Annotated in this window: 24 protein-coding genes; 16 read left to right on the top strand and 8 right to left on the bottom strand. The window is 72.4% G+C overall.

All coding sequences use genetic code 11. The features are described from left to right. Nucleotides 1-82: 82 nt before the first annotated feature. On the bottom strand, nucleotides 83-763 hold the full coding sequence (locus ACQP10_RS02170) for a Crp/Fnr family transcriptional regulator (RefSeq protein ID WP_179820706.1): 681 nt from the start codon (nucleotides 761-763) through the stop codon (nucleotides 83-85). A gap of 87 nt (nucleotides 764-850) precedes the next feature. Between ACQP10_RS02170 and nth the strand changes: the two genes are divergently transcribed. Then, complete coding sequence (gene nth, locus ACQP10_RS02175) at nucleotides 851-1570, top strand: endonuclease III (RefSeq protein WP_433540785.1); 720 nt, start codon at nucleotides 851-853, stop codon at nucleotides 1568-1570. Nucleotides 1571-1707: 137 nt separating this feature from the next. Then, on the top strand, nucleotides 1708-2286 hold the full coding sequence (locus ACQP10_RS02180) for an NUDIX hydrolase (protein WP_386150183.1): 579 nt from the start codon (nucleotides 1708-1710) through the stop codon (nucleotides 2284-2286). A 97-nt stretch (nucleotides 2287-2383) separates the two neighbouring features. Here the strand turns inward: ACQP10_RS02180 and ACQP10_RS02185 are convergent, their stop codons facing one another. Next, entirely contained in the window at nucleotides 2384-2926 is a 543-nt protein-coding gene (locus ACQP10_RS02185) for a HEAT repeat domain-containing protein (RefSeq protein WP_179820701.1), read from the bottom strand. Nucleotides 2927-2998: 72 nt separating this feature from the next. On the opposite strand from ACQP10_RS02185, the gene ACQP10_RS02190 reads away from it, so the two are divergent. After that, a complete protein-coding gene (locus ACQP10_RS02190; protein WP_189248618.1) occupies nucleotides 2999-4201 on the top strand; it encodes a MarP family serine protease in 1203 nt (400 codons plus the stop codon). A gap of 17 nt (nucleotides 4202-4218) precedes the next feature. On the opposite strand, the gene ACQP10_RS02195 is transcribed toward ACQP10_RS02190, so the two are convergent. From ACQP10_RS02195 to acs, 5 genes are all read right to left on the bottom strand, one after another. Continuing rightward, nucleotides 4219-4677 carry a DUF309 domain-containing protein gene (locus tag ACQP10_RS02195; RefSeq protein ID WP_346017973.1) on the bottom strand — a complete coding sequence of 153 codons (459 nt, stop codon included), beginning with the start codon at nucleotides 4675-4677 and terminating at the stop codon, nucleotides 4219-4221. 91 nt (nucleotides 4678-4768) lie between these two features. Beyond that, nucleotides 4769-5692 carry an alpha/beta fold hydrolase gene (locus tag ACQP10_RS02200; RefSeq protein ID WP_433540786.1) on the bottom strand — a complete coding sequence of 308 codons (924 nt, stop codon included), beginning with the start codon at nucleotides 5690-5692 and terminating at the stop codon, nucleotides 4769-4771. Further along, the gene (locus ACQP10_RS02205) at nucleotides 5689-6162 is read right to left on the bottom strand and encodes a phage holin family protein (RefSeq protein WP_179820689.1); all 474 of its coding nucleotides are present in this window, start codon (nucleotides 6160-6162) and stop codon (nucleotides 5689-5691) included. The genes ACQP10_RS02200 and ACQP10_RS02205 overlap by 4 nt, the downstream gene beginning before the upstream one ends. A 14-nt stretch (nucleotides 6163-6176) precedes the next feature. Continuing rightward, entirely contained in the window at nucleotides 6177-7439 is a 1263-nt protein-coding gene (gene nhaA, locus ACQP10_RS02210; protein ID WP_346017971.1) for a Na+/H+ antiporter NhaA, read from the bottom strand. A gap of 314 nt (nucleotides 7440-7753) precedes the next feature. After that, nucleotides 7754-9739, bottom strand: coding sequence for an acetate--CoA ligase (gene acs, locus ACQP10_RS02215; RefSeq protein WP_433540787.1), 1986 nt, complete (start codon nucleotides 9737-9739; stop codon nucleotides 7754-7756). 710 nt (nucleotides 9740-10449) lie between these two features. Here acs and ACQP10_RS02220 point away from each other — a divergent pair. From ACQP10_RS02220 to ACQP10_RS02260, 9 genes are all read left to right on the top strand, one after another. Beyond that, the gene (locus tag ACQP10_RS02220; RefSeq protein WP_346017969.1) at nucleotides 10450-11220 is read left to right on the top strand and encodes an oxidoreductase; all 771 of its coding nucleotides are present in this window, start codon (nucleotides 10450-10452) and stop codon (nucleotides 11218-11220) included. Between the two features lie 1001 nt (nucleotides 11221-12221). Continuing rightward, nucleotides 12222-13280: a septum site-determining protein Ssd gene (ssd, locus tag ACQP10_RS02225; protein WP_433540788.1), complete on the top strand. Its 1059-nt coding sequence runs from the start codon at nucleotides 12222-12224 to the stop codon at nucleotides 13278-13280. Then, complete coding sequence (locus tag ACQP10_RS02230) at nucleotides 13277-14536, top strand: TadA family conjugal transfer-associated ATPase (RefSeq protein ID WP_433540789.1); 1260 nt, start codon at nucleotides 13277-13279, stop codon at nucleotides 14534-14536. Before ssd ends, ACQP10_RS02230 begins: the two co-directional genes overlap by 4 nt. Nucleotides 14537-14547: 11 nt before the next feature. Next, nucleotides 14548-15237, top strand: coding sequence for a type II secretion system F family protein (locus tag ACQP10_RS02235; RefSeq protein WP_433540790.1), 690 nt, complete (start codon nucleotides 14548-14550; stop codon nucleotides 15235-15237). A gap of 525 nt (nucleotides 15238-15762) precedes the next feature. Then, nucleotides 15763-16344: a type II secretion system F family protein gene (locus ACQP10_RS02240; protein WP_346017965.1), complete on the top strand. Its 582-nt coding sequence runs from the start codon at nucleotides 15763-15765 to the stop codon at nucleotides 16342-16344. An 88-nt stretch (nucleotides 16345-16432) separates the two neighbouring features. Beyond that, entirely contained in the window at nucleotides 16433-16675 is a 243-nt protein-coding gene (locus tag ACQP10_RS02245) for a TetR family transcriptional regulator C-terminal domain-containing protein (protein ID WP_433540791.1), read from the top strand. Between the two features lie 306 nt (nucleotides 16676-16981). Beyond that, nucleotides 16982-17320, top strand: coding sequence for a DUF4244 domain-containing protein (locus ACQP10_RS02250; protein WP_346017964.1), 339 nt, complete (start codon nucleotides 16982-16984; stop codon nucleotides 17318-17320). Between the two features lie 206 nt (nucleotides 17321-17526). Further along, complete coding sequence (locus tag ACQP10_RS02255; RefSeq protein ID WP_346017963.1) at nucleotides 17527-17895, top strand: TadE family type IV pilus minor pilin; 369 nt, start codon at nucleotides 17527-17529, stop codon at nucleotides 17893-17895. Nucleotides 17896-18069: 174 nt separating this feature from the next. After that, entirely contained in the window at nucleotides 18070-18594 is a 525-nt protein-coding gene (locus tag ACQP10_RS02260) for an Rv3654c family TadE-like protein (protein WP_399498854.1), read from the top strand. A gap of 139 nt (nucleotides 18595-18733) precedes the next feature. Here ACQP10_RS02260 and ACQP10_RS02265 read toward each other — a convergent pair whose 3' ends face one another. Continuing rightward, entirely contained in the window at nucleotides 18734-21166 is a 2433-nt protein-coding gene (locus tag ACQP10_RS02265) for a DEAD/DEAH box helicase (protein WP_433540792.1), read from the bottom strand. A 154-nt stretch (nucleotides 21167-21320) separates the two neighbouring features. Between ACQP10_RS02265 and ACQP10_RS02270 the strand changes: the two genes are divergently transcribed. The 4 genes from ACQP10_RS02270 to ACQP10_RS02285 all read left to right on the top strand — a co-directional run bounded on the left by ACQP10_RS02270 (nucleotide 21321) and on the right by ACQP10_RS02285 (nucleotide 25816). Beyond that, nucleotides 21321-21671 (top strand): STAS domain-containing protein, encoded by a 351-nt coding sequence (locus tag ACQP10_RS02270; protein WP_030916965.1) that lies wholly within the window; start codon nucleotides 21321-21323, stop codon nucleotides 21669-21671. Between the two features lie 2 nt (nucleotides 21672-21673). Next, nucleotides 21674-22120: an ATP-binding protein gene (locus ACQP10_RS02275; protein ID WP_179820660.1), complete on the top strand. Its 447-nt coding sequence runs from the start codon at nucleotides 21674-21676 to the stop codon at nucleotides 22118-22120. Nucleotides 22121-22579: 459 nt separating this feature from the next. After that, the gene (locus ACQP10_RS02280; protein WP_346017960.1) at nucleotides 22580-24913 is read left to right on the top strand and encodes a sodium-translocating pyrophosphatase; all 2334 of its coding nucleotides are present in this window, start codon (nucleotides 22580-22582) and stop codon (nucleotides 24911-24913) included. Between the two features lie 429 nt (nucleotides 24914-25342). Then, the gene (locus ACQP10_RS02285) at nucleotides 25343-25816 is read left to right on the top strand and encodes a SixA phosphatase family protein (protein ID WP_433540793.1); all 474 of its coding nucleotides are present in this window, start codon (nucleotides 25343-25345) and stop codon (nucleotides 25814-25816) included. The last annotated feature ends 44 nt before the right edge of the window (nucleotides 25817-25860 follow it).

The following is a 25860-nucleotide window of genomic DNA, read 5'->3' on the forward strand; positions in this document are numbered from 1 at the left end:
GCCGTCGACCACCCGGACGGCCGACCGGGCCGGTCGCGCGTTCCGGCCGATCGTGGGAACGGTCCCAACGGCACCGGCGGGACTAGCGGGAGCGGTTGTGCAGGCGCTCCAGGTCGAGGATGACCACGGCCTTGGCCTCGATCCGCAGCCAGCCGCGCTGGGCGAAGTCGGCGAGGGCCTTGTTCACCGTCTCCCGGGAGGCGCCGACGAGCTGGGCCAGCTCCTCCTGGGTGAGGTCGTGGTGGACGCGGATGCCGTCGTCGATCCGCTGGCCGAAGCGGTCGGCCAGGTCGAGTAGCGCCTTGGCGACCCGCCCGGGGACGTCGGTGAAGACCAGGTCGGCCAGCACGTCGTTGGTACGGCGCAGCCGCTGGGCCAGGGCCCGCAGCAGGTGCAGGGCGACCTCGGGGCGGCCCGTCAGCCAGGGACGCAGGTCGTCGTGCCCGAGGCCGGCCAGCCGGACGTCGGTCAGGGCGATGGCGGAGGCGGTGCGGGGGCGGGGGTCGAACAGCGACAGCTCGCCGAACATCTCACCCGGGCCCAGCACGCTCAGCAGGTTCTCCCGGCCGTCCGGCGCGGTCCTGGACAGCTTGATCTTGCCTTCGAGCACCACGTAGAGACGGTCGCCCGTCTCGTTCTCGCTGAAGAGCGTCTGTCCCTTGGACAGGGTGACCTCGGAGATGCTCGTGCGCAGCGCCGCGGCGCTCTCACGGTCGAGCGCCGCGAACAGAGGTGCCTTGCCCAGCACGTCGTCGGTGTTCACAGTGCCTCCTGTTTCACGGCTCACGCAGTCATTGTGACGTATCCCACCGCGCGGCCCCAAAGGGGGCCGTACGCGTAGGCTGTCGGGGTGGCCCGCAACGTCATCCCCGCTGGTGAGACCCGGCTCGCTCTGGTCCGTCGTGCCCGGCGAATGGACCGGATCCTGGCGGAGACCTACCCCGACGCACACTGTGAACTCGACTTCCGCGACCCGCTCGAACTGCTGGTCGCGACGATCCTGTCCGCGCAGTGTACTGACAAAAGGGTCAATCTAGTCACTCCTACCCTTTTTGAGAAATATAGGACAGCAGAGGACTACGCCGCCGCCGACCGGGCCGAGCTGGAGGAGATGATCCGGTCCACCGGCTTCTTCCGCGCCAAGGCCGCCAGCATCATCGGCATGGCCCAGGCCGTCTGCGAGCGCCACGGCGGCGAGGTCCCCCGCAGGCTCGCCGACCTCGTCAAGTTGCCCGGCGTGGGCCGCAAGACCGCGAACGTCGTGCTGGGCAACGCGTACGGCGTGCCCGGCATCACCGTGGACACCCACTTCCAGCGTCTGGTCGGCCGGTTCGGCTGGACCGCGGAGACCGATCCGGTGAAGATCGAGAAAGTCGTGGCGGAGCTGATCCCCAGGCGCGACTGGACGATGATGTCCCACCGCCTGATCTGGCACGGCCGCCGCATGTGCCACGCGCGCAAGCCCGCCTGCGGCGTCTGCCCGCTCGCCACCCTCTGCCCCTCGTACGGCATCGGCCCGATCGACCCCGCCCAGGCCGGAAAGCTGGTGCGACCGGGGCCGTTCTCCTGATCCGCCGGGAAGCCACGGGGACCCGGGAAGCAGCGGGCCGGGCCGAGGTGTTGCAGAAGATCGGAGGTGTACCCGTGGAAGTTCCCGGATGGTTGGAAACCCTCGCCCAGAAAGCCGCCAAGGCGCCCGTTCCCCCGATGCTGCGCCCGCCCGCCTCCGGAGGGCGCGCCGCCGCGGTTCTGCTGCTGTTCGGTGAGGGTCCCCTCGGCCCCGACGTGCTGCTGATCCAGCGCAGCCGGCGCGGGCGTCTGCACGCCGGTCAGCCGGCGTTCCCCGGCGGTGGGGTCGATCCCGTCGACGGCGGCCCGGTCGCCGCCGCGCTGCGCGAGGCGCGCGAGGAGACCGGCCTGGACCCGGCGGGTGTGCACGTGGTCGGCACGATGCCGGAGCTGTACGTCTGGCACAGCCACAACCGGGTGACCCCGGTGCTGGGCTGGTGGCACACCCCGTGCGCGGTCCACGCGGCCTCGCCCGACGAGGTGGAGTCGGTGGAGCGGGTCCCGGTGGCCGAGCTGGTCGACCCGGTCAACCGCCTCAGGCTGCGCCACCCGAGCGGCTACAGCGGCCCGGCGTTCCGGGTGCGCGGGCTGCTGGTGTGGGGCTTCACCGCGGGAGTGCTCGACGGCGTGCTCGCCGGGTCGGGGTTCGAGCTGCCCTGGGACCGCTCACGGATCGAGGACATCCCCCCGGACGTCGTCAACCTCGCCGCCCGCTGACCGCCGCCCACCGCCTGACGGCCGCCCGCCGACCGCCCGCCACCCTCGTCGCCGGTCGCCCGTCCCTGGTTCAGTCGGCCGGCCGCCCGTCCCTGGTTCAGCCGGCCGGCGGCCGGACGTCGTCGACCGCGCCGCCCGTCGACAGCGCCAGGCCCAGGCAGGCCCACTCGGCCACGTCGTCGTCGGGGTCGGCGGCCAGCCGCCGCAGGGCCGTCAGACCCGTGGGGTCCGGCGGCCTGCCCACGATGTTCGGCAGCGCGTAGGCCGCGCCGTACCGCACCCTGGAATCGGGGTGCTCGCTCAGGCGGATCACCGACGGCAGCGCGCGGCGGTCGTGGAGATGACCGAAGGCGATCAGCACCGAGTACAGGACCGTCCGGTCCTCCTCGCGGGCGGCCAGCGCGCGCAGGATGGGCAGGCTGCGGTCGGTGAGGCCCAGGCGGCCGAGGATGTCGGCTCCGAGCGTCCGCTCGGCCACCGTCCCGCCGTCGCACAGCCGCCGCGCCGCGGCGAGGGTCTCCAGGTCGTGCCGCTCGCCCAGCAGCCCGATCACGTGCCAGCGGACCTCGCCGTCGTCCTGGTCCCGCAGCGCGGTCTCTATCAGTGCCGCCACGGGCGCCGACCCCCCGATCGTTGCCATACGGCCACGATAACGGGCCGCACGTCACCGAAGGAGTGCACGCGCGGGCCGGTCGGTGGATACCGTAAAGGGGTGAGTGGTGATCTCCTCGACCTTATCCTGATCGCACTGATGGTGGCCTTCGCGGTGTCGGGATACCGGCAGGGGTTCATCATCGGGGCGCTGAGCTTCGTCGGATTCGTCGGCGGAGGGCTGCTGGGCATGTTCATCGCCCCGCCGATCGCGGCCGCCGTGGTCGACGGGGACACCGAGCGGGCGCTGCTCGCCATCGTCATCGTGTTCCTCAGCGCGACCATCGGGCAGTTCGCCTCCTCGACGATCGGCGCGGTGGTCCGCAGCCACGTCACCTGGGAGCCGGCGAAGGTCGTCGACGCGGTGGGCGGCACCTTCGCCAGCGCGTTCTCGGTGCTGGTCACCGCCTGGCTGATCGGGTCACTGCTGACCTCCTCGCAGTTCACGCTGCTCAGCGAGCAGGTCAACAAATCGCTGCTGATCAGCACCGTCGACCAGGCGCTGCCGACCGCGGCGAAGGACTTCCAGAAGCCGTTCAAGAACTTCATCGACACCTCCGGCTTCCCCAAGGTCTTCGACGCCATAGGGGCGGGCCAGTTCGTCGAGGTGCCGCCGCCCGACCAGGGCGTGCTGAAGGGCTCGCAGCTCTCGCGGGCCCGCCGGGGCATCGTCAAGGTCCAGGGCATCGCCACGAGCTGCCGCAGGCACATCGAGGGCACCGGCTTCGTCTACTCCCAGAACCGGATCATGACCAACGCCCACGTGGTCGCGGGCGTCGACCAGGGCCTGCAGGTCACCGACTACCTCAACAACGTCCACGACGCCAGGGTCGTGCTCTACAACCCCGACCGGGACATCGCGATCCTCTACGTCCCCGGCCTGAACCTGCCGGTCCTGCGCTTCGACGGCACCGCCGAGAAGGGCGACGACGCCATCGTCGCGGGCTTCCCGCACGGCCACGGCTTCACGCCCAACGTCGCCCGCATCCGGGGCCAGCAGAAGGCCAAGGGCCCCGACATCTACGACCGCAAGACCGTCTTCCGCGACGTCTACGCGATCCGCGGCCTGGTACGGCAGGGCAACTCCGGCGGTCCGCTGCTCTCCCCCGAGGGCAAGGTCTACGGCGTCGTCTTCGCCGCGGCCCTCGACCAGCGCGAGACCGGATACGTCCTCACCGCCGCCGAGGTCACGCCGGACGCCCAGGACGGCTCACGGCTGGTCAACCGGGTCAGCACCCAGGAGTGCGACCAGAGCGGCGGCTGATCCCGGAACCCGGCTCCTCAGTGCCCTCCGGGTGCTTCGAGGAGGTCCCGGACCGCGGCGACGGCCGCCCCGGCGTCCGCGTCCCCCAGGGACCGGGCGATCCGGGCGATCTCCCCGTACGGCGCGCCGTACCCCTCGATCCGGTCCGCCCCCCGGGCGAGCAGCGCCGCGGCCCCGCGCCGGTTGCCGCGCTGGAGGTGGGTGAGACCGACGCAGATCTGCGCCAGTCCCTGCCACAGCTCCCGCTCCCCGGCCGGAGAGTTCTTCCACCGGCCCTCGAACACCTCATGGGCGTGGAAAGGCCGGCCCTCACCGAGCAGCCGCCGCGCCTCGGACAGGGCTTCGGTGGCGCTCGGCGCGTAGTCGTCGGGGATCCGCTCGACGCCCTCGGCGCCGTGCGGCAGCGGCCTGCCGAAGGCGTCCCGGGGCCGCCGGTTGCGCGGCCGTCCCTCCGGGTCGCGGTCTCGGGGGATCACCGGCCCGACCCCTTCGCCTGAGCGGGCCGGGCCGGAGACGCCCCCGCTGCCCGGCGGGCCGGGGACGCCCCGGGGGCGCGGTCGCGCGGGGTCACCGGCCGGGCTCCGGGTCGGCCAGCCACGGGATGACCTCGGCGTCGAACTCCTCCGGGCGCTCCTCGTGCGGGAAGTGCCCGGCGCCGTCGATCATCCGCCACCGGTACGGCCCGGTCACGTAGCGGCCGGAGCCGTGGGCGGTGCGCGGCAGGGCGTGGGGGTCCAGCGCGCCGTGCAGCTGCAGCGTGGGCGCGTCGATCCTCTTCCGCATCATCCTGGCGTACCGCAGCCCGTCGGGGCGGAGCTGGGAGCGGGCGAACCAGCGGTGGTACTCCACCGCGCAGTGGGAGACCGTGGGGATGCGGAACACCTCGCGGTAGGTCCTCGCCACGTCCTCCTCCGGCCAGCCCGGCCCCGACCACTCGTCGAGCATCCGGCCCACCTTCGCCCCGCCCCTGGCCACCAGGCGGCGCTCGGGCAGGAACGGAAGCTGGAAGCCCAGCGCGTAGGAGGACGCCCGCAGCTGGCCGAACGGCTCGCCGAACAGGGCCGCGCGGAGCCTGCGCGGATGCGGGGCCGACACCGTGACCAGCCGCAGGACCGCCTTGGGGTCGCACACCGCCATCGTCCAGGCCAGCAGGCCGCCCCAGTCGTGGCCGACCACGACGGCGCCGCTCTCGCCCAGCGCCCGGATCAGTCCGGCCGCGTCACCGGCCAGGGTGGGCAGGTCGTAGCCGCGCGGCGGCTTGTCGCTGCCGCCGTAACCGCGCAGGTCGACGGCGACGGCGCGGTATCCCGCCGCGGGCAGCGAGACGAGCTGGTTGCGCCAGGTCCACCAGAACTGCGGGAACCCGTGCAGCAGCAGCACGAGCGGCCCCTCGCCGGCCTCCACCACGTGGAAGCGGGTCCCGCCGGCGTGCACCGACCGGTGGGTCCAGGGGCCTTCGACCTGTACGAGGGACTCGTCGGGGGCGCTCACAGGTCCCGGCTCACCGGCTCACGGTGCGATCCGACCTGGCCCGCGGTCGGAGGGGCGGGCGCGGCGGCGACCGGGAGGTCGCTCTCGCCGCCCTTGAGCGTCTTCAGCGAGTGCAGTGTCCGTTTCATCCCGGTCAGGCCCTTGAGCCGGCGGATGCCGAGGTAGACGAACAGGGCCGCCACCAGCAGGTAGAACACCGTGACGATCGCGAACGCCAGCCACGTCCAGACGCCGAGGGCGACCAGGCCGTAGGCGATGGCGAACGAGGCCAGGATCAGGCACAGGTGGGCCATGAACGCGGCGGCGCCGAACAGGCCGCCCGCCACGCCGGCCCGCTTGGCGTCGAACTTGAGCTCGGACTTGGCCAGCTCGATCTCGGCGCGGACCAGGGTGGAGATCTGGTCGGTGGCCGCGGCGACCAACGAGCCCAGCGACTCCTCCTGTGGTTCCGCGGGTGGGATCTGTGTCATCTAGGGGTCTCCAATCAAGCGCCGGTGTCGACCATCATCCTGCGTGCGGAGTGTTCGCGCACGCGCACCCTGAGCAGGATCGCCGCCAGGACCGAGGCGGCGAGGCTCGCCGTCAGCACGCCGACGGTCACGGCGTTCGCCCGCCCCGGGTCATCACCGTAGGCCAGGTCACCGATGAGCAGGGAGACGGTGAACCCGATTCCCGCCAGGGTGGACACGGCCGCCATGTCCCGCCAGCTCAGCTCCTCCGCGAGCCTCGCCAGGCCGAGCCGTACGGCCAGCCAGGCGCCGCCGAAGACACCGAGGAACTTGCCGGCGACCAGGCCCGCGACCACACCGAGCACCACCCGGTCGCCGGCCGCGTCGCCCAGCCCGGCCAGGTCGAGCGGGACCCCGGCGGACAGCAGCGCGAACACGGGCACCGCGAGACCCGCCGAGAGCGGGCGGATCCGGTGGTCGGCCCGTTCGGCGGGGGAGCCCGTCTCGCCCGGAGCGGCGTGCACTCGCGTCATCAGTCCCAGCGCTACCCCGGCGACGGTCGGGTGAACACCGCTGATCTCCACGGCGTACCAGGCGGCCAGGGCGAGCGGGAGGTAGATCCACAGGCCGCGGACCCGGCGGGCCTGGAGCAGGCCGTACAGGGCGATGATCAACGCCCCGGCCAGCAGGGCGAGGAGGTTCAGGTTGTGGCTGAAGAAGACGGCGATGACGGCGATCGCGCCGAGGTCGTCCACGACGGCGCAGGTCAGCAGGAACGCCCGGAGCGCGGCAGGCATCGCGCTCGCCGTCACGGCGAGCACGGCGAGGGCGAAGGCGATGTCGGTGGCGGTGGGGATGGCCCAGCCGCGGCCCGCGTCCGGCGCGCCCCGGCTCACCGCGAGGTACACCAGGGCCGGCACGATCATCCCGGCGATCGCCGCGATGACGGGCAGCGCGGCCTTGCGGAGGTTGGCGAGCTCGCCGTGGACGAACTCCTCCTTGACCTCGACGCCGGCGACGAAGAAGAAGATCGCGAGCAGGCCGTGCTGGGCCCACCGGTACAGCTCCAGGTCCAGGTGCAGGGCCCCCGGGCCGAAGGAGGCGGCGCGCAGCGCCTCGTAGGAGTCATGGGAGACGTTGGCCCAGACCAGCGCGGCGACGGCGGCCAGCAGCATGACGACGCCGCCGACGGTCTCGGTGCGCAGCGCCTCGGCGACCTGGCGGCCGTACCGGATGGTGGGCCCGAAGGGCCAGATCTCGGCGGGACGGCGCACGGGACGGCGCGTGGAACGGCGCATGGGACCTCCTGGCAACGCGGCGGAGGTCGTTCCCCCACCGGCCGACCAGACTTCCCGGCACACCTGCCCGCCAGCCTACATGGGCCGGAAAAATCCCTGATTGGTGGGATTCATAGATGGATGGCGGGATTTGAGGAGACACGGCCGTGGACATGGGCCTGCGAAAGAAGCGCGGCCCCGGCCGGTCCTTCGGTGAGGACCGGCCGGGGCCGCACTCCCTTCAGCCGTGCGCGCGGGTCCGCGGGACCGCGGGAACGGGCTCGCGGACAGGCGCGTTCACGTTCCCGACGTCCGGACGCCCGCGTGCGCGCGGGTCAGTCGTCGCTCTTGGCGCTGGGAAGCTTCTCGGAGATGAGGTTCATCACCGTGCTGTCGGCGAGCGTGGTGACGTCGCCGATGCTGCGGTTCTCGGCCACGTCGCGCAGGAGACGCCGCATGATCTTGCCGGAGCGGGTCTTCGGCAGCTCGGGGACCACCATGATCTGCCGCGGCTTGGCGATCGGACCCAGCGTCTTCGCCACGTGGTTCCGCAGCTCGGCGGCGATGTCGTCGCTCTCCTCGGCGCTGCCGCGCAGGATCACGAACGCCACGATGGCCTGGCCGGTGAGCGGGTCGGTGGCGCCGACCACCGCGGCCTCGGCGACCTTCGGGTGGGAGACCAGGGCCGACTCCACCTCGGTGGTGGAGATGTTGTGGCCGGAGACGAGCATGACGTCGTCGACCCGGCCGAGCAGCCAGATGTCGCCGTCCTCGTCCTTCTTGGCGCCGTCGCCCGCGAAGTACATGCCCTCGAAGCGCGACCAGTAGGTGTCGATGTAGCGCTGGTCGTCACCCCAGATCGTGCGGAGCATGGACGGCCACGGGTCGCGGATCGCGAGGTAGCCGCCACCGCCGTTGGGCACCGAGTTGCCCTGGTCGTCGACCACGTCGGCGCTGATGCCGGGCAGCGGGCGCATGGCCGCGCCGGGCTTGGCCGCGGTGACGCCCGGCAGCGGGCTGATCATGATGCCGCCGGTCTCGGTCTGCCACCAGGTGTCCACCACCGGGCAGCGCTCGCCGCCGATGTGCTCGCGGTACCAGACGTACGCCTCGGGGTTGATCGGCTCGCCGACGCTGCCCAGGATGCGCAGGGACGACATGTCGTACTTGGCGGGGATGTCGTCGCCCCACTTCATGAAGGTGCGGATCGCCGTGGGGGCGGTGTAGAGGATCGTGACCCCGTACTTCTGCACGATCTCCCAGAACCGGCCGCGGTGCGGGGTGTCCGGGGTGCCCTCGTAGATGACGCTGGTCGCGCCGTTGGCCAGCGGGCCGTACACGATGTAGGAGTGGCCGGTCACCCAGCCGATGTCGGCGGTGCACCAGTAGACGTCGGTGTCGGGCTTGAGGTCGAACACCGCGTCATGGGTGTAGGCGATCTGGGTGAGGTAGCCGCCGGTGGTGTGCAGGATGCCCTTGGGCCTGCCGGTCGTCCCGCTGGTGTAGAGGATGAACAGCGGGTCCTCGGCGCCGTTGGCCTGGGCCTCGTGGGTCTCGGGCTGCCGGTCCACCAGGTCGTGCCACCAGATGTCCTTCTCGGTCCAGGCCACCTCCTGGCCGGTCCGCCGCACGACCAGGACGTGCTCGATGTCCGGGCACTCCTTGACCGCCTCGTCCACGGTCGGCTTGAGGGCGCTGGGGGCGCCCCTGCGGTAGCCGCCGTCGGCGGTCACCACGAGCTTGGCGTCGGCGTCCTTGATCCGGCCGCTGAGCGCGCTCGCGGAGAAGCCGCCGAACACCACCGAGTGGATCGCACCGATACGGGCGCAGGCCAGCATCGTGATCGGCAGCTCGGGGATCATGGGCATGTAGACGGCGACCCGGTCGCCCTTGCCCACGCCCAGCTCCCGCAGAGCGTTGGCCGTCTTCGAGACCTCGCGCTGCAGGTCGGCGTAGGTGAGGGTACGGCTGTCGCCCTCGGGCTCGCCCTCCCAGTGGTAGGCGACCTTGTCGCCGCGGCCCGCCTCGACGTGACGGTCGACGCAGTTGTAGGCGACGTTGAGCTCTCCGCCGACGAACCACTTGGCGAAGGGCGGGTTCCACTCCAGCGTGGTGTCCCAGCGCCTGGACCAGGCGAGCCGGTCGGCCTGCTTCTCCCAGAACGCCAGGCGGTCCGCCTCCGCCTCCGTGTAGGCGTCGGCCGTCACGTTGGCGGCCGCGGCGAGGGCGGCGGGAGGCGCGAACCGCCGGGTCTCCTGCAGCAGGTTCGACAAGGTCTCCTGGGTCTCACGCGACTCGGAACCAGGGGTCTCCGGGGTCACTGCGCACTCCTTACGTACGGGCCGGTCGGACTGGTCGTGTCCCACTTCACCAGGCCAGCGGTGCCCGCCACAAGAGGTCTAGACAGGTCTGTACCAACCGGTGATAGGGGTTCAGCGCGGTTCACAACGGTCTTGACGCACGGTGACGGACGTCGGGAAAACGTTGTGCTTTCGACACCATAAGAATGGATAAAGCGTTATTCCCATGGTTTTATGGGGGCTTGCGGTGGGCGGTGGTATGCGTTCGCCGAACGGCGCGCCGCGCGTTTCCCGCCGCACGTACCGAACGTTTCGGCGACGGGCCCAAATCGCCCCGGTGGCCGGTCCGGACCCGGCCGGAAGCCGGCGACGCCGTACCGGGGGCGGAGGCGAGAGCCGAGGGGAGGCCGGTGCGGCGCCGTCCGGAGTGCGGATCGGGCGTTTTGCCGGCCGCTTTGCCGGGTGAGGGCCGGGTTTTGCCGCGTTCTGCCGCCCGGATGCGCGGCCGGAGGCTCGGCGGGCGGGGACGCGCGGCCGCGGGTCCGCCACGCCGGGCTCGGGAGCCGCGCCCCCGTGAGGACGTGCGTCCGCGAGGCCGTCATGCCTCGGGGCCCAGGTCGGACCGGTCCGGCGGGCGTTCGACGGGCGTCCGGTGAGTGTTCGGCGGGCGTCCTGCGAGCCTTCGGCGGGCGGGGGCGGCCCTTTGTTGACCGGCCGGTAGGGTCGGGGGCGTGAACGACCCATTGGCTGCCATCGCCGAGCTCCCCGGGGTGCCCGAGGCCGTCGCCGAGGCGCGCGGGGCCGTGGACCGGCTCTACCGCCATCGCGTGCTGCGGCGCAAGAGCCCGCAGGTGTCGGCCATGTCGGCGCTGCACGGGGCGCGCGCGTCCGCCGCGCTGGACGGCGTGGACATCCCGCTCGAAGCCATCCCCGAGGTCACCGACCCGGTCGTCCAGGGCGCGCTGCGCGTCTCGGCGGAGCTCGGCCGGCTCAGCCCCACGTGGCGTACGGCGCCGCGCCAGGTGCTGGCCAGGCTGCACACTCTCGCCGCGGCCGGCCTGACCGAGGACCTCGGACGGCCCCGGACCACCGCGGAGGCGCCCGATCCCCTGGGGGCGGGCCCCGCGCCCGGTCCGGAGGAGACCGTGGCCCGGGTGGACGGGCTGGTGGGTCTCCTCACGGGGACGTCCACGGCGCCCGCCCTGGTCCTCGCCGCCATCGTGCACGCGGAACTGGCGGTGCTGCGGCCGTTCGGGTCGGCGGACGGCGTGGTCGCCCGGGCCGCGGAACGACTGACCCTGGTGGAGTTCGGTCTCGACCCCAAGTCACTGGTGGCCGTCGAGGTGGGTCACGCCGAACTCGGTTCCGCCTATCCGGAGGCCCTGCGCTCCTACCTGCTCGGCACTCCGGAAGGGGTGGCGGCCTGGGTGCGGCACTGCGCCTCGGCGGTGACCCTCGGGGTACGGGAGGCCACGGCGATCTGCGAGTCCATGCAGCGCTGACCGCGTCCCGGACGCGGTGGGGTCTCCCGCGTCCGGAGCGGGCGGCGTGCGGGTGCGGCGCCCTGGTGCGCCGGTGGGACGCCCGTCATGCCGGTGCGGGCCGGTGCGGCGGTGGGTGCCCGCCCTGTCCGTGGGCCCCGTGGGCACGGCTTGGCCGTACCCGCGGACATAGCAGACGGCGCTCCTGGTGTGGAGCGCCGTCGCTGGCACGTCCAGCCGGGTTACCAGGCGTGCACCCTAGATGTCACTGAGCGGGTTGGAGCCCGCTCCGACATGCCTCCCGCGGCTCGGCGGCACGTGGGTGCCCGATGGCCATGCCCCGGACAAGTGGTCCGTTGAACCCTTTCTATGCCGGATCGAGGCCGATGGGAACCCCTGAGACCAAGACCTTTACAGACCGAGGGACATTCATGGACTAGTCCCGCTTGCGGGACATAGGGGACATGTACTGTCAAAAGCGGCATTGTGGTCGACTGGTCACCCTTCGTGTCCGCGGAGTCCCGGCGAGAGGGGCGGTGAATGAGAAGTTCCTCGCGACTGAATCGTTACCTTAGAAAAACCATAAGAAATCGCCGTTTACTCCTCGACGAAACTCAAGTTGATCGGGCAGCATTGGGGCGTATCCCCGTACCGGGGTGGCCGTGGACGAGTTCGTTTGACAGCGTTCCTGTCCCGCCTCCGATACCGGTGAAGGCTTTCTTCTGAAACGGGACCGGCTCTACCCCCCCAGAGCCGGACCGGTCGGCGACCCCCGCTCTCCCCCCTGCGGGGGTCGCCACTTTTTCCGGGGTCCCACCCCGCGCCCGGCGCGCTCCCGTCCGCCTCTCCGGCCCGATCCCGGCCTCGGTCTCGGCTTCGTCCACACGGCGCGCCGGTTCGACGGCTCGGCCGTCCACAGGGGGGCGGCCACGGCGGCGAGGTTTTCCACAGAGCGGTGTTCGGTGCCTCGGGGACGGGTGCCTTCCCCGGAAAGTGGCCTTCCGCATTTCAGGGAGGCACCCATGGACCGCCCGCTGGTCATCACCGAAGACCCCGACCTGCTCGACGACCTGCTCCGCGTCGCGGCCGCCGCCGGGGCCGAGCTCGACGTCGCGCACGCCCCGGCACACGCCCGGCCCTACTGGAACCGCGCTCCGCTGGTCGTGGTCGGCAGCGACCTGGCCGATGCCCTGGCCGCCACCGGGCCGCCGCCCAGGCCCCGCGTTCTGCTGGTCACGCGCGCTCCGGACGAGCCCGACACCTGGCGCAGGTGCGTCGCGGTCGGCGCCCAGTCCGTCCTCGAACTGCCGTCGGCCGAGCGGCGGCTGGTCGACGAGTTCGCCGACGTCGTGGAGCCGGCCGAGCGGGCGGGGCGCGTGGTCTGCGTCGTGGGCGGGAGCGGCGGGGCGGGGGCCAGCGTCCTGGCCGCGTCGCTGGCGCTGAGCGCCTCCCGCCGCCGCCTCCGCACCCTCCTCGTGGACGCCGACCCGCTCGGTGGGGGCCTCGACCTGCTGCTCGGCCAGGAGGAGGCCGAAGGGGCCCGCTGGCCCGACCTGGTCGCCCGTGAGGGAAGGATCAGCTTCACCGCCCTCCAGGCCGCCCTGCCCTCCTTCGCCGAGCTGACCCTGCTCTCTTTCCATCGCGGGGAGGTCCAGGCCATCCCCGCCGAGGCGATGCGCTCGGTCCTCGAATCGGGCACGCGCGGCTTCGACCTGGTGATCGCCGATCTTCCCCGCTGCCTCGACCCGGCCGCGGCGGAGGCACTCGGCCGGGCCGCCGTCACCCTGCTCGTGGTCGCGGCCGACGTGCGCGGCGTGCTGGCCGCCGCCCAGGTCCTGACCGGGCTGCGCGAGCACACGGGCGAGGTGCGCGCCGTCGTGCGCGGCGGGGTCCTCGAAGAGAGCGTGGTCACCGCCTCACTGGACGTCCCCTCCGCGGGCACCCTGCCCGACCAGCCCCGGCTCGCCGCCGCGCTCAACCGCGGCGACGCCCCGCCGGTCGGCCGCCGCACCTCCCTCGGCCGTTTCTGCTCCTCGTTCCTGGTCTCGCTGTACGGACCCGAGAGCGGAGCCGGGGCATGAACCGGGAGCCGGCCGCGGGCCGTGCCGGCGACCGCTCCACCGGCACGGCCGCCGCCGTCTCACCCGACCTGGTGGAGGCGGTCCGCGTACGGCTGGCCAGAGCCGGCGTCGAGCCCAGCGCCGCGCACGTCGCCGCCGCGCTCAGAGCCGAGCGCGCGGTGCTCGGCGACGCCGAGATCCTGGCGGTCGCCCGCGCCCTGTGCGCGGACCTGATCGGAGCGGGCCCGCTGGAGCCCCTCCTCGCCGAGGCCGAGGTCACCGACGTGCTGGTGAACGGCCCGCGCGAGGTGTGGGTCGACGACGGATGCGGTCTACGCCGGACACCGGTCGTCTTCCCCGGCGAGGACGCGGTCCGGCGGCTCGCCCAGCGCCTCGCCGCGGCGGCGGGGCGGCGCCTCGACGACGCCTGCCCCTATGTCGACGCCAGGCTTCCCGGGGGCGTCCGGCTCCACGCCGTTCTGCCACCGGTGGCGCCCGGAGGGACCTGCCTGTCCCTGCGGCTCCCGCCCCGGCGTGCCTTCACCCTCACCGACCTCGTCGAGGCGGGCATGATCGGAGCCGGCACCGTCCCGGTGCTCACCGCGGTGGTCGAGTCCAGGCTCGCCTTCCTCGTCACCGGTGGCACCGGCACGGGCAAGACCACACTGCTGTCGAGCCTGCTGTCCCTCGTCGACCCCGGTGACCGGCTGCTCCTGGTGGAGGACTCCGCGGAGCTGAGGCCGGAGCACCCGCACGTGGTGCGCCTGGAGTCCCGCCCGGCCAATCTGGAGGGAGTAGGCGGCGTCTGCCTGCGCGACCTCGTCCGCCAGGCCCTCCGGATGCGTCCGGACCGCCTTGTCGTCGGCGAAGTGCGAGGCGCCGAGGTCGTCGACCTCCTCGCCGCGCTGAACACCGGGCACGAGGGCGGCTGCGGCACCCTCCACGCCAACACCGCGACCGACGTGCCGCCCCGGCTGGAGGCTCTGGCGTGCGCCGCGGGTCTCAGCCGCGAGGCCGTCCACAGCCAGATCGCCGCCGCTCTGGACGTGGTCATCCACCTTGTGCGCGGGCACGCCGGCGGCCGCCGCAGGGTGGCCGAGATCTGCATGATGATCCGCCGCCCCTCGGGCCTGGTGGACGCCGAACCGGCCCTCACCTTCCCGGCCGGAGGCGAGGTGATCCCCGGCCCCGGCTTCGCGGCCCTCAGGGAGCGGATCCCGGGCATCACCGCCGTAGCGGCCCGCCCGGACTCCGGTGCTCCGGAAGCATGGTCATGACGGCGGCGGCCGTGTTCCTCGCAACCCTGGCCGCCTGGCTGTGGACCGGGCCGGATCCGGGGACGGCGCGTCTCCTCCGGATGGGCCGCCGTCCTTTCCGCCGGTTTCCGCCCCTGAAGGAGAGGATCACCCGCCGTTCCAGGCCCGCCAGGCGCGCCGCGGCCTGGCGGGCCGCCTCCCTGGAGCTGTGCCAGGGGCTGGCGGCCGAGCTGGCTGCGGGGCGGGCACCCGGTGAGGCGCTGGCCCGGGCGGCGGCGGTCGTGGAGTTCCCCGACCCGGTGGCGGTCCGGCCGCTGGTGGCGGCGGCGAGAGACGGGGGAGACGTTCCCGCCGCCCTGCTGGCCGCGGCACCGCAGCACGGGGGGGAGGCGTTCCGCGGGCTGGCCGCCTGCTGGCGGGTGAGCGCGACCGCCGGGGCGGGACTGTCGGTCCTCGTCGATCGGGTGACCGCCTCGCTGCGGGAGGCCCAGGCGCATCGCCAGGAGGTTGCCGCCCAGCTCGCCGGTCCGCGTGCCACCGCACGCCTGCTGGCGGCCCTCCCGGCCCTCGGCCTGGTCATGGCCACCGTTCTCGGCATGCGGCCGCTGCATTTCCTGTTCGGCGGCCCGGCGGGGTTCGGCTGCCTGCTCGCCGGGCTGGCGCTCGACGGCTGCGGCCTGTGGTGGACCCACCGCCTGGCGGCCCGCGCGGAACGGTCCTGACCGTGAGGCGGGAGTCGGCGTCGGAAGCCCGGAGGAAGAGCGGTCCCGGGCCGGGAGGCGGTGGGTCCAGGTGCCCGCGGGCCACGGAGGTGGCGCGCTCCAGAACGGTGAGCACGCGAAGGCGCGAAAGCCGAAGAGGCGCGAGGCCTGAAGAGGTGCGAGGCCCGGAAAGCGTGGGGCCCGGAAAGCGTGGGGTCTGGGAAGCGTGAGGAACGACTCGGGGAGAGACAGATGATCGGACTGCTCACCGTCATGCTCACCGCGCTCGCGGGCTGGTTGTGGATACCACCCGACGATCCGGCCCGGCGCGTCCACCGGATTCACCGAGCCGGGCCGGCTCCGGCCTCACCGGGATTCCCGGGCCCGGGAATCCCGGTGAGGCCGGAGCGGTCGGTGAGGCCGGAGAGGTCGAAGAGGCCGGGGAGCCCGGGAACGCCGCAGGCGGGAGCTGAGGCGCTCCCGTTCCGTCCACCCGAGGCGAACGGCGTCCCGGCCGCGAGGCGACGGCTGGGCCGGAAAGAGACGATGCTCTGCGCCGCCGTGGGCGTCGCGGTGTTCCTCCTCGTCGAGGACGCTCCAGGGATCGCCGCGGGAGCGCTCGGCGCCGTTGTCACGTGGGCGATGCTCCGCAGGCGAGAGCCTCCCGGGCCGCGCCGTGAGCACGACCGTGTGGCGGCCGACCTGCCGCTGGCGGCGGACCTCATGGTCGCCTGCCTCCGCGCCGGGCAACCGGTCACCGGGGCCGTCGACATCACGGCCGAGGCGATCGGCGGGCCGATCGCGGACCGGCTGGCCTGGGTGGGCGGGCAGTTGAGGCTGGGCGCGGCACCGGAGAGCGCCTGGCGGGCCCTCGCGGCCGACCGCCCGCTGGCTCCTCTCGCGCGGACGATGAGCAGGACGGCTCTGAGCGGTGCCCCGGTGGCCGATGTCCTCACCCGGTTGGCCGACGACTCCCGGCACGAGGCACGGGCCGCGTCCTCCGCCGCGGCCCGTCGAGTCGGAGTTCAGGCCGTCGCCCCCCTCGGACTCTGTTTCCTGCCCGCCTTCGTCCTCCTCGGGATCATCCCCGTCGTCGCCGGTCTCGCCGGCGAGGTGCTCCTTCCCTGACGCCCGGTCAGGGCGCGGTGGGGAAGGGGCTCCGCGGCGTGTCCTGCGCCCCGCCGGCGGGGCTTCGTGTCCGGCTTACTCCGATTCCATGGCGTTCGATACGGCGGCGGCTCTCCCACGTGCGGTGAGGGCCGCTTTCTACGCCAGAGCCGTCGTCCGTCCCGAGTTCGCCGCGTCGATCGGGAAACCGAACCGGGAGGCCCACGACGATCTCGGCAGGGTCTTCGGCCATGCCGAGTCCGTCGGCGAACCGCGTTCAGGGGCCGACCACGACGCGCTCGCCCGGCTCACCTTTCCGATCATCGATGGGCTCATGTGGGCGATCTCCTGAGCCCATCCGGAGATCCGGGGGTTCACGAGGCGACCGCGGACGCCGCGGTCCGCCTCGTCACCAAGCCGGTCAGGCGGGTCCGGGAAGGTTCCCGACCTCGTCGATGACGATTTCGGGTATCTCCGACAGACCCCGCCGCCGCTCATCCTCCGCTTCGGACGGGAGCGAGGTTTTCCACAGGGAGCTCTCCTGGCCTCCGGGTTATCCCCAGAACGTCGTTCGCCTCCCTCGGCGCATACCCGTATCGGGGACCCTGGCTTCGCAGGCACCGGGCATGGGGTCCGGTCGCGGCATCCAGGAGGAGACATGGTTCGTTCGCCGAGTTCACCCGCCGCCGGCTCGTTCTCCGGCGGCGTCCGGAGGGGGCCGCTGCGCAGCGTGCCGGCGCTCTCGCCGAACGGGTGGAGCGTACGGTCGCGGCGCTGGGCGGGGAGGTTGTCCTCGCGGGCGCGCGAGGCTCTGGCGCGCCGGACGGCCGCCCTCACCGGTCCAGACCGTGACCGGGGCATGTCCACCGCCGAGTACGCCGTCGGCACGATCGCCGCCTGCGCGTTCGCCGCACTGCTCTTCAAAGTGGTCACGAGTCCGGAGGTTCAGGAGATGATCTCCAAACTGATCAAACGAGCTCTGAACGTGGCCGGATGAGCCCGGCGAACGCACTTGCCTCTCCACATTCGAGATCTCGCGTCCGTATCCGTCCGCGGCCGGGTGCCCCAGCTCATCGGTCCGCCAGGCTCTGCCGGTTCGCTCGGTCCCGACGGCCTGTCGGGTTCCATCGGCTCGGGAGGCCGGTTGACCGGTTCGGGAGGCAGGTCGGCGCCCTCGCCCGCCCGCGCCGTTCCGAGGGGTCGGTGACCGCTGAGACAGCCGTGGTGCTGCCCGCCGTCGTGGTGGTGCTGGCCGCCGCTCTGTGGGCGGTGGCGGCGGTCGGGGCGCAACTTCAATGCGTCGACGCGGCCCGGGCCGGTGCCCGGGCCGCGGCCCGGGGTGAGCCCGCGGAGCGGGTGCGTGCCGACGTCCTCGCCCTCGCCCCGGCGGGGGCGTCGGTCAGGGTGAACGTGACCGCGGAGACCGTCCGAGTCGAGGTCGCCGCGCGTGTCCGGCCCCGCTGGGGTTCCACGCTCCCCGCCGTCGAGGTCGGCGCGTCCGCCGTCGCCGTGCCGGAGCCCGGAGTTCCCGGTGTGCCGGAAGCGCCCGGTGGGTCCGAGGGGGAGCCGTGAGCCGGAGAGGTGCGAACAGCCTGACGGGCCGCTTCAGCACGAGGGCGGAACGGCGAACGGATGAGGCGGCACGAGGAGCAGCCGATGCCCGGCAACGGGGACAAGAAGCGGCCGGTACCGGGAGGGCGCAGACAAAGAACAGCCGATGCCGGGGACGCAGAGGAGGAGCGGCCGATGCCGGAAGCGCAGACGAGGGGCGGTCGGCGCCCGGGGGCGCGGTCGGCGAACGACCGAGGAGCGGCAGTGGATACGGCGACGGAAGAGAGCACGGTTCGTGACCATGGGCACGAGGGCGGGGCGGCGGCGCGGAGCCGAGCCTGGCGAGAGCGAGGGTCGGCGACGATCTGGGCGGTTGCCGTGGCGGCGACGGTATGGGCCGTGGCGGCGGCGCTCATGGCCGTCGGCGCGGCCAGGGTGGGAAGACATCGCGCGCAGAGCGCCGCCGACCTGAGCGCGCTCGCCGCCGCCCGGCTGGCCTTCGTCGTTCCCGACCGCGGATGCGCGCGGGCTGAGGCGCTGGCCCGGGCCAACGGCGCGGAGGTCACCGGATGCGCCGTCGGCCAGGACGGCATCGCCGACATCCAGGTGACCGTACGGCTGTCGCTGCCCGTTCTCGGTCCTCGGCCGATCACCGCACTCGCCCGGGCCGGGCCGGTGTACATCGCCGAATCCCCGGCGGAGCCGCCGGCAGGCCCCTGAGGCGGCTGCCGATCGTCCGGCGGAGCCGTTCGTGGGAGTACGGCTCGGCAGCCACGCGGAAGCGCGTTTCGCGCCACGCCGGAGGGCTTTCCCGAAGCGCGCGAGCTCACAGCCGTGCCCGGGGGTTTCCCGTGCCGTACTAGGAACGTGCCCCGAGGGAGAGCAGAACGGCGAGGAGCCGGAGTGCGCCGGCCTTGTCCAGAGGTTCGTTTCCGTTGCCGCACTTGGGCGACTGGATGCACGAGGGGCAGCCGTGGTCGCACTCGCAGGAGGCGATGGCCTCGCGGGTGGCCGTGAGCCAGTCGAGGGCCCGGGCGTAGCCGCGCTCGGCGAAGCCGGCGCCGCCCTCGTGGCCGTCGTAGACGAAGACCGTGAGCAGGCCGGTGTCGGGGTGCAGTTCGGTGGAGACGCCGCCGATGTCCCAGCGGTCGCAGGTGGCGAAGAGCGGCAGCAGGCCGATGGAGGCGTGTTCCGCCGCGTGTGCGGCCCCGCCCAGGTCCAGGCCCTCCTCGGCGAGAGGGGTGATCACGGAGGCGGGCAGGGTCCACCAGACCGCCCGGGTGCGCAGGGTGCGTGGAGGCAGGTCGAGGTCCTCGTCCCCGAGGAGCTCGCCGCTCTGGGTGCGGCGTTTGAGATACGACACGACCTGGCGGGTGACCTCCACCGAGCCGAAGTGGAGCTCACCCGGGCCCAGGGGCCGCGAACGCAGTGATTCGAGGATGGAGATCTCGGTGACGTCCCGGGCGAACGTCGTGTAGTCCGGTGTACCGGCCTCCACGAGGGCCACTCCGGCGTCCAGGTCGAGCTCCTCCACCAGGAACGTCTCCCCCTGATGGACGTACACGGCCCCGGCGTGCACGGTCGTGTGGGCCGAGGGCTCGTCCACGGTGCCGAGCAGCCGCCCGGTGGACGCCTCCACGACCTGGATCGGCGAGCCACCGGCTCCCCGGATGTCGGCGAGGTCGGCGGCCCGTTCTCGCTTGGTCCAGAACCATCCGGTGGCGCGCTGCCGGAGCAGCCCGTCCTCGACGAGGTCGGCGAGCACCTCCTTGGCGGACGGGCCGAAGATCTCCAGGTCGTCGGGGGTGAGCGGGATCTCGGACGCGGCGGCGCACAGGTGCGGGCCCAGCACGTAGGGGTTCCCGGGGTCCAGCACGATCGCCTCGACGGGCCGGCCGAACAGTGCCTCCGGGTGGTGGACCAGATAGGTGTCCAGGGGGTCGTCCCTGGCGATGAGCACGGCCAGGGCGTCCTGCCCCTCCCGGCCCGCCCGGCCGGCCTGCTGCCAGAGGGAGGCCCGGGTGCCCGGCCAGCCCGCGATGAGCACGGCGTCCAGTCCGGACACGTCGACGCCGAGTTCCAGCGCGTTGGTCGTGGCCAGGCCCAGCAGTTCACCGGACCGGAAGGCCCGCTCCAGCCTCCGGCGGTCGTCGGCGAGATACCCGGCCCGGTAGGCGGCCACCTTGCCCGGGAGGCCGGCGAGCCTCCCGGTACCACCGGCGGGGGCCCCGGTGCCGCCGGCGGGCGTCTCCGCGTCGTCGGCGGCCGTCCTCGTGCCACCGATGGGCCTTCCCACGTCGGCGGCCAGGTCCTCCAGCCTCGCCCGGGTGGTGAGGGCCACGGACTCGGCGGCGCGGCGTGAGCGGACGAAGGCCAGGGTGCGGACCCCTCCGGCCACCAGGTCGGCGAGGAGCTCGGCGCTCTCCATCGTCGCGGGACGGCGCACGGGGGCGCCGCCCTCGCCGCGCAGCTCGGTCAGGGGCGGCTCCCACAGGGCGAAGGTGGTCGTGCCCCGGGGAGAGGCGTCGACGGTCACCTCCTCGGCGGGCAGGCCGGTCAGGCGCGCCGCGAAGGCGCCGGGCTCACTGGCGGTGGCCGAGGAGAGCAGGAAGACCGGGCGGGAGCCGTACCTGGTGCAGACCCGTCGCAGCCGGCGCAGGATCTGCGCCACGTGCGAGCCGAACACGCCCCGGTAGCCGTGGCACTCGTCGACCACGACCACCCGCAGCCGCCGCCAGAAGGCCGACCACTGGGCGTGCCGGGGCAGCAGGGTGCGATGGAGCATGTCGGGGTTGGTGAGGAGGTAGTTGGCGTGCCGCCGGGCCCACGCCCGTTCCTCGAAGGAGGTGTCGCCGTCGAAGGTGGCCGCGCGCAGCTCCGGCGGGTCGAGCTCGGTCAGCGTGCGCAGCTGGTCGGCGGCCAGCGCCTTGGTCGGCGTCAGGTAGAGCACCGTGCCGCCGTCGAGCACCTCGGAGACGGCCGGGACGAGATAGGAGAGGGTCTTGCCCGAGGCGGTCCCTGTGGCAATGATCACGTTTTGCCCGCCGCGGGCCAGTTCGGCCACCTCGATCTGGTGCCGCCACAGGCCGGTTACGCCCAGGTTCGCCCAGCGCGTAACCAGGCGTTCGTCCACCCAATCCGGCCAGCTCACCGGCGCAGCGGGCCGGGCGGGGACGTGCTCGACATGGGTCACTCGCGCCCGACGTGCGGGAACGTCGAGCAGACGGGCGAGCGCGGAGCCCGCCCGAAGCGGCGAAGATGAGAGCGGAGTCACTGGTTTCCAGTCTTGCATCTGTGGGCAGAGTCGCCGGGAATCGTGATTTCGTATAGACACTGAGCGTACGCATGGTTGAATGCCGCGCGTCAGGGCTTGTCGTCTGGGGCCGCCCGGCCCCGGGGAGTCACGCCTGAATCGGTACTTTCGCAGGCAAGGCGCTGGAGGATCTGTGGATCTGAAGTTGGACCACCATTCCGAGGACCGTCTCACCATCGTCGAGGTCGAGGGTGAGATCGATGTCTACACCGCGCCCAGATTGCGTGAGCTCCTGATCGACCTGGTCAACAAGGGAAACTTCCACCTCCTGGTCAACATGGAGAAGGTCGACTTCCTCGACTCCACGGGCCTTGGTGTCCTGGTCGGCGGGCTCAAGCGAGTTCGGGCGCACGACGGCTCGCTGGAGCTGGTCTGCACCCAGGAGCGCATCCTGAAGATCTTCCGGATCACCGGTCTGACCAAGGTCTTCGGGATCTACGCCTCGGTCGATGAGGCCAAGGAAGCTCACGGCCGAGACAAGTAGTCATGGCCACCGTCGAGCTGACGTTCAGCGCACTTCCCGCCCACGTTCGAACGGCACGCCTGGTCGCCACCGCGATCGCCAGGCGCACCGGGGTGGAGGAGTCGGTGCTGGACGAGGTAAGGCTCGCCGTCGGGGAGGCGTGCTCCCGGGCCGTCGAGGCGCACCGCCTTCACTGTCCGGGGGAGCCGATCCGCATCGAGCTCTCCGACGATCTGGGGCGTTTCGAGGTGACCGTCACCGACTCGGCCCCCAGCGACGAGTTGGAGCATGATCGCGGTATGTTACGGATCGATGATCCGCTCGGGCAGCTCCCCGATACCCTGATGTCCGGTTTCGGCATCGCGGTCATCGCGGGACTCGCGGACGATGTCCAGGTCTATCCGAGCCCCAAGGGCATGCGCATCCGCATGAGCTGGCCTGCGGCTCCCAACGGCCTGCCCAGGATCTGACCCGGCGGCGGCCGGGACGGACCCGATCCGACGTTCATGGATTCCGGTAGCCGGGTGCCTCACCGAGGCACCCGGCCGTCCGTGCTCCCGATCCCTCATTTTCGGTCAAAGCATAATTTTTGCCACTGAAGACCGAAACATGCTTGAAACCTGGTTCCGGGCTCACCGTGTCAGACGAATCGGCCTCGTCGGCGGGCTTCCTGACAAGGTTCGGCCAAACACGTTGTCAATTCACCGTGCGCGGAGGCTTTATATCCGCAGCGACGCTGCGTAGACTCCCTGGACCGGCCAAGGTTTGTCCTTCGGACCGGCCCGTCAGCGGGTCCGGCCCCCCGGAGGAGGTCTGCGGACGCAACCGGAAGCGGCACTGCCAATACCCGGATGTGTGCCGCTTCTGCCGACCATCCACGGCGGCGCACTCCGGGCAGGACGTGAACCCGTCTTGCCGAGGAGAGTCGGATGTCTGTGCTTCGATCAGCCGTTGCCGATGAGCCAGCGGTATCCCTGAGCGGTTCCCATTCCACCATTGTGATCGTCGTGGCCGTCGTGGCCCTGTTGGCGCTCGCCGTAGCGGGTGTCCTGGTGCGGGAGGTGCTGGCCGCCGGCCAGGGCACCGAACGCATGCAGAACATCGCGCGAGCCGTACAGCAGGGAGCCTCCGCCTATTTGGCGCGGCAGTTCCGGACGCTCGCGATCTTCGTGATCCTGATCCCATTCCTGCTCTATCTCCTCCCCGCCCCCTCGACCGGCACGGCCATCGGCCGGTCGGTCTTCTTCATCGTCGGAGCCCTGTTCTCCGCGCTGACCGGTTTCATCGGAATGTGGCTGGCGGTGCGCGGCAACGTCCGCGTCGCCGCGGCGGCCCGCGAGTCGGGCGAGAAGCGCGCGATGCGGATCGCCTTCCGCACCGGCGGCGTGGCAGGCATGATCACGGTCGGTCTCGGCCTGCTCGGCGCGGCCATCGTGGTCCTGGTCTACCGGGGCGACGCGCCCGCGGTGCTGGAGGGCTTCGGCTTCGGCGCCGCGCTGCTCGCCATGTTCATGCGGGTCGGCGGCGGCATCTTCACCAAGGCGGCAGACGTCGGCGCCGACCTGGTCGGCAAGGTCGAGCAGGGCATCCCCGAGGACGACCCGCGCAACGCCGCCACCATCGCCGACAACGTCGGTGACAACGTCGGCGACTGCGCGGGCATGGCGGCCGACCTGTTCGAGTCGTACGCGGTCATGCTCGTCGCCAGCCTCATCCTGGGCAAGGTCGCCTTCGGCACCGAGGGCCTGGTCTTCCCCCTGATCGTCCCGATGATCGGGGTCATCACGGCGGTCATCGGCATCTTCACCACCGCCCCGCGGAGCGGCGACCGCTCCGGCATGAGCGCGATCAACCGCGGCTTCTTCATCTCGGCGATCATCTCGGCGGTGCTCGTCGCCGTGGCCGCCTTCCTCTACCTGCCGAGCAGCTTCTCCGAGCTGTCGGGAGTGAGCCCGCAGATCGCCTCCGTCACCTCCGACCCGCGTCTGATCGCGATCGGCGCGGTGCTCATCGGCCTGGTGCTGGCCAGCGCCATCCAGATCCTCACCGGCTACTTCACCGAGACGAACCGCCGCCCGGTGCGGGACATCGGTGAGAGCTCGCGCACCGGTCCCGCCACGGTCATCCTGTCCGGCATCAGCGTGGGTCTGGAGTCGGCGGTCTACTCGGCACTGATCATCGGCGCCGCCGTCTACGGCGCGTTCCTGCTCGGTTTCGGCAACGTCACCATCGCCCTGTTCGCCGTGGCGCTGGCCGGGACCGGCCTGCTGACCACGGTCGGTGTGATCGTGTCGATGGACACCTTCGGGCCGGTCTCCGACAACGCCCAGGGCATCGCCGAGATGTCCGGCGACGTCGAGGGGGAGGGCGCCCAGGTGCTCACGTCGCTGGACGCCGTGGGCAACACCACCAAGGCCATCACCAAGGGCATCGCGATCGCCACGGCGGTGCTCGCCGCGACCGCACTGTTCGGCGCGTTCCGGACATCGGTCGAGACGGAGCTGGCCCGGGCGTCGGCGAGCGTGCAGGGGGCGCTGGGCAGCTTCAAGGTCTTCAGTCTCAGCGTCGACTCCCCGAACGTCCTGGTCGGCCTGGTCATCGGGGCGTCGGTGGTGTTCCTGTTCTCCGGCATGGCCATCATGGCGGTCGGCCGCGCGGCCGGGCGGGTCGTCTTCGAGGTGCGCGAGCAGTTCCGTACCAAGCCGGGCATCATGGCCGGGACGGAGCTGCCGGACTACGGCAGGGTGGTCGACATCTGCACCCGTGACTCGCTGCGGGAGCTGGCCACGCCGGGTCTGCTGGCCGTTCTCACCCCCATCGCGGTCGGCTTCGCCCTCGGATACGCCTCCCTCGGCGCCTTCCTCGCCGGGGCCATCGCCTGCGGCACCCTGATGGCGGTCTTCCTCGCCAACTCCGGCGGCGCCTGGGACAACGCCAAGAAGCTCGTCGAGGACGGCCACCACGGCGGCAAGGGCTCCGAGGCGCACGCGGCGACCGTCATCGGCGACACCGTCGGCGACCCGTTCAAGGACACCGCCGGCCCGGCGATCAACCCGCTGATCAAGGTGATGAACCTGGTGGCGCTGCTCATCGCTCCGGCGGTGGTGGCCTACGCCGACAACCCGGGGCTGCGGATCGGCGCCAGCCTGGTCGCGGTCGGCATCGTCGTCAGCGTGGTGGTGATCTCCAAGCGCCGGTCGGCGAGCATCGCCCCGGCGGAGGACCGGCCCGCCGACCGGGAGCCGGAGCAGATCCCGAGCTGAGGACCGCCCTCCGGCTCCGCCCCCTGAAGGCGGGCGGAGCCGGGGGACCGGTACGGCCGGCGGAACCGGGTACGGCCCTGCGAAGACCGGGCCGGGTACGGCCGGGCGAGGTCTGCGAGGTCTGTGAAATCGGTGAAAGGGGTGCGCCGGAGCGGCGCACCCCTTTCACGGGTGCGGGGTGGCGCGGTGGGAAACTGGACCACGTGACTTCTCCACTTCACGCGGCGAGCGGCCGTTCCGCCCCGGACCCGCGGACCGCGCCGGGGAGGCGGTCGCGCCGGACCGGCCCGGCGCCCCTCTCACCGGACCCTACGGAACGGCGGATCTGATGGAACAGCAGCCCTCCGGGGGCAAGACGCTCCTGCTCATCCTGCTGGGGATGGCCGTGGTGTTCGCGGTGATCGTCGGGCTCGCCATATGGGCGTCGGGATGACGGCGCGCACGCTGGTCGTCCTCAGGCACGCCGAGGCCGCCACCGTCCCGGGCCTGGCCGACCGCGAGCGTCCGCTGACGGCGCGCGGCGAGCGCGACGCCCGCGGGGCGGGCGAGGCGCTCGCCGGTCTGGGGCTGCGCCCCGAGGTGGTGCTGTGCTCACCCGCGCTGCGCACCCGGCGGACGGCGGAATTGGCCCTGCCCGACGCGGACGTCAGATTCGAGGCGGGCATCTACGAGGCGTATCCCGACGAGCTTCTTGAGCTGCTCAGGCGGAGCGACCCCGAGGTCCGCACGCTGGTGCTGGTCGGCCACAACCCCGGCGTCCACGAGCTCGTCCTGGGTCTCACCGGCACGGACGGCGGCGACGGCTTCCCGCCCGGCGCGTTCACCGTCCTGGAGACCGAGGACGAGTGGATCGGGCTCGGCGCGGGCCGCGGGGTCGCCCGCTGGGCGCCGGGAAGGCACTGAGGGGCCCGGGCCCGATCAGCCGGGGCGGCGCTGAGGAGCCGCCT

The organism is Streptosporangium sandarakinum, from assembly GCF_050942225.1.
Lineage (GTDB): Bacteria > Actinomycetota > Actinomycetes > Streptosporangiales > Streptosporangiaceae > Streptosporangium > Streptosporangium nondiastaticum.